Genomic DNA, 2,108 nt, shown 5'->3' on the forward strand with positions numbered 1-2,108 from the left:
TGTCCAAGGACGGTGAATTCGACGATGCCGCCCGCATCATCGACAGCACAGGACTGGAGGTTTTCTATGTTCCCGGCGAGCACGACCTGATCGATCCGGGACAGGGAAAGGCCTATCTCGATCGCTATGGAAAGGGAACGCTTGGCGCCGGCTGGCATGCATTCGACCGCGACGGGGTCCATTTCATCGGGCTGGTCAATGTCGTCGATCTCAAGGCGGGGGGGCTTGGCAATCTCGGCGCCGAGCAACTCGCCTGGCTGAAGAATGACCTCGACGGGCGCTCGGCCTCGACGCCGATCGTCGTCTTCGCCCATATCCCGCTGTGGTCGATCTATCCGCAATGGGGCTGGGGCACCGACGATGCCGCGCAAGCACTCGCGCTGCTTCGACGCTTCGGTTCTGTGACTGTTCTCAATGGCCACATCCACCAGATCATCCAGAAGGTGGAGGGCAACATGGTCTTCCACACCGCCCGCTCGACGGCTTTTCCGCAACCGCAACCTGGCACGGCCGACAAGCCCGGCCCCGTGATCGTTCCGGCTGACCAGTTGCGGTCGATGCTGGGCCTGACCTCCGTCGACTTCACGGTCGGCAAGGAAAGGCTCGCGATCACCGATACCACCCTCGCCTGAGAGGGCTGTCGCGAACGCGCTGGAAAGGAGCAATCACCATGCCCGGCACGCTGCTTAAGTCCGCCAAGATGGCGCTTGCCGCCACGTTCGTCGCCCTTCTTGTCCAGCCGATAGCTCCGGCTGGCGCAGCGGAGGCGCGGGTGGTAATCTCAAATTTCACATTCAAGCCGCAGACGTTGACGATCGAGCTTGGCGACACGGTGCGCTTCGTCAATTCCGATGACATGGTCCACACGATCGTGGCGGGCGACGGCAGCTTCCGCTCCGGGCCGCTCGATACCGACGACAGTTTTGCCCGGACCTTCGCCCAATCCGGCACGGTCGCTTATTTCTGTGGTTTGCACCCCTTCATGAAGGGTAGCATTGTCGTCAAATGACCGCCCGCGGCGGCGCTCGGCCGGCGCGGCAAAGAAGGATACGAGCGCTGTGCACGAGGATCAGCCGGCGACCCGATTCCGGGAACTGGTCGTGCCGCACCTTCAGGACGCGCTGATCTTCGCGCGCGGGCTGATGGGCAATCGCGACGATGCGGAGGACGTCGTGCAGGAGGCTTGCCTGAGGGCGTACGCCGCGACTGGGCGCGGCACTGTGCTGCATCCGCGTGCTTGGCTGCTGGCCATCGTGCGCAATACCGCGTTCACCTGGATGGCGAAGAACCGCCCGAAAGCGGTCCTTGTGCTCGGCGACGACGCGGAGATAGACCGGCTGGCCGAAACGGCAGGTGCAGCTTTAACCGGCACCCCGATCCTGACGCCGGAGGCCGAACTAATCCGCAAGGCCGAGGCCGCCGCCGTCCAGCGGGCCGTTGATGCGTTGCCGGCGCCACTGCGCGAGATTCTGGTGCTGCGCGAATTCAATGATTTGAGCTATCGCGACATCGCCGACCTTTTGTCGTTGCCGATCGGTACGGTGATGTCGCGCCTGTCGCGCGCGCGCCTCCTGCTCGCCACCTCTATCGCGGAGGCCCATCGTGACTGAAGCCAGATTACCGCCAGAAGCCGATCTTGTAATGCTGAACGCGCTTGTCGACGGCGAACTCGACGCGCCGACCGCTGCAGCGCTCGAACGCCGTATCGCGGACGAACCGGAGCTGGGGAAGGCCCATGAGGCCATCATCGCTACGCGCGCGGCACTAGCCAGGCTCGAACGCCCAGAGGTTGGGACAATGCTGCTCGACAGGATCGAGTCCGCCGCCGGCGCTTCCGGTCCGACTTCCCCTCCGCGGCAACCACGCTGGCAGGTGGACTGGCGGGCGCTGGCCGCCTCCACTGTCTTCACCATCGTCGCGGCGGGAAGCGGCGGCTACTGGCTGGGTGCGAACCGGGCAAGCGAAACCACCAGCGATCTCGTGGCAAGCACCCACCACCGCAGCCTGCTTGCTGCAAGCCCGGTCGACATCGCCTCGTCCGATCGCCACACGGTAAAGCCTTGGCTCGACAACCGGATCGGTATTTCGCCGCCGGCGCCTGATCTGGC

At 64.5% G+C, this 2,108-nt stretch carries 4 protein-coding genes; all 4 read left to right on the top strand.

What is annotated here, in order from left to right; genetic code table 11:
- Positions 1-632, top strand: a 632-nt coding sequence (locus tag AB4Z53_RS35260; protein ID WP_441600056.1) for a metallophosphoesterase family protein, incomplete at its 5' end; no start/stop codon positions are given.
- Positions 633-670: 38 nt separating this feature from the next.
- Positions 671-1,009 (top strand): cupredoxin domain-containing protein, encoded by a 339-nt coding sequence (locus tag AB4Z53_RS35265; RefSeq protein WP_441600058.1) that lies wholly within the window; start codon positions 671-673, stop codon positions 1,007-1,009.
- A 49-nt stretch (positions 1,010-1,058) separates the two neighbouring features.
- Entirely contained in the window at positions 1,059-1,610 is a 552-nt protein-coding gene (locus tag AB4Z53_RS35270; RefSeq protein WP_441600060.1) for a sigma-70 family RNA polymerase sigma factor, read from the top strand.
- Positions 1,603-2,108: anti-sigma factor family protein (locus AB4Z53_RS35275; RefSeq protein ID WP_441600062.1), on the top strand; the 506-nt coding region annotated here is incomplete at its 3' end. The genes AB4Z53_RS35270 and AB4Z53_RS35275, both read left to right, overlap by 8 nt.

Origin of the sequence: Ensifer sp. 2TAB8 (assembly GCF_052115125.1) — a bacterium.
Taxonomy (GTDB): Bacteria; Pseudomonadota; Alphaproteobacteria; order Rhizobiales; family Rhizobiaceae; genus Ensifer.

Bases quoted from the DNA above. Each gene is read 5' to 3' on its own strand.
- AB4Z53_RS35265 (WP_441600058.1), top strand. From the start codon at position 671: ATGCCCGGCACGCTGCTTAAGTCCGCCAAGATGGCGCTTGCCGCCACG.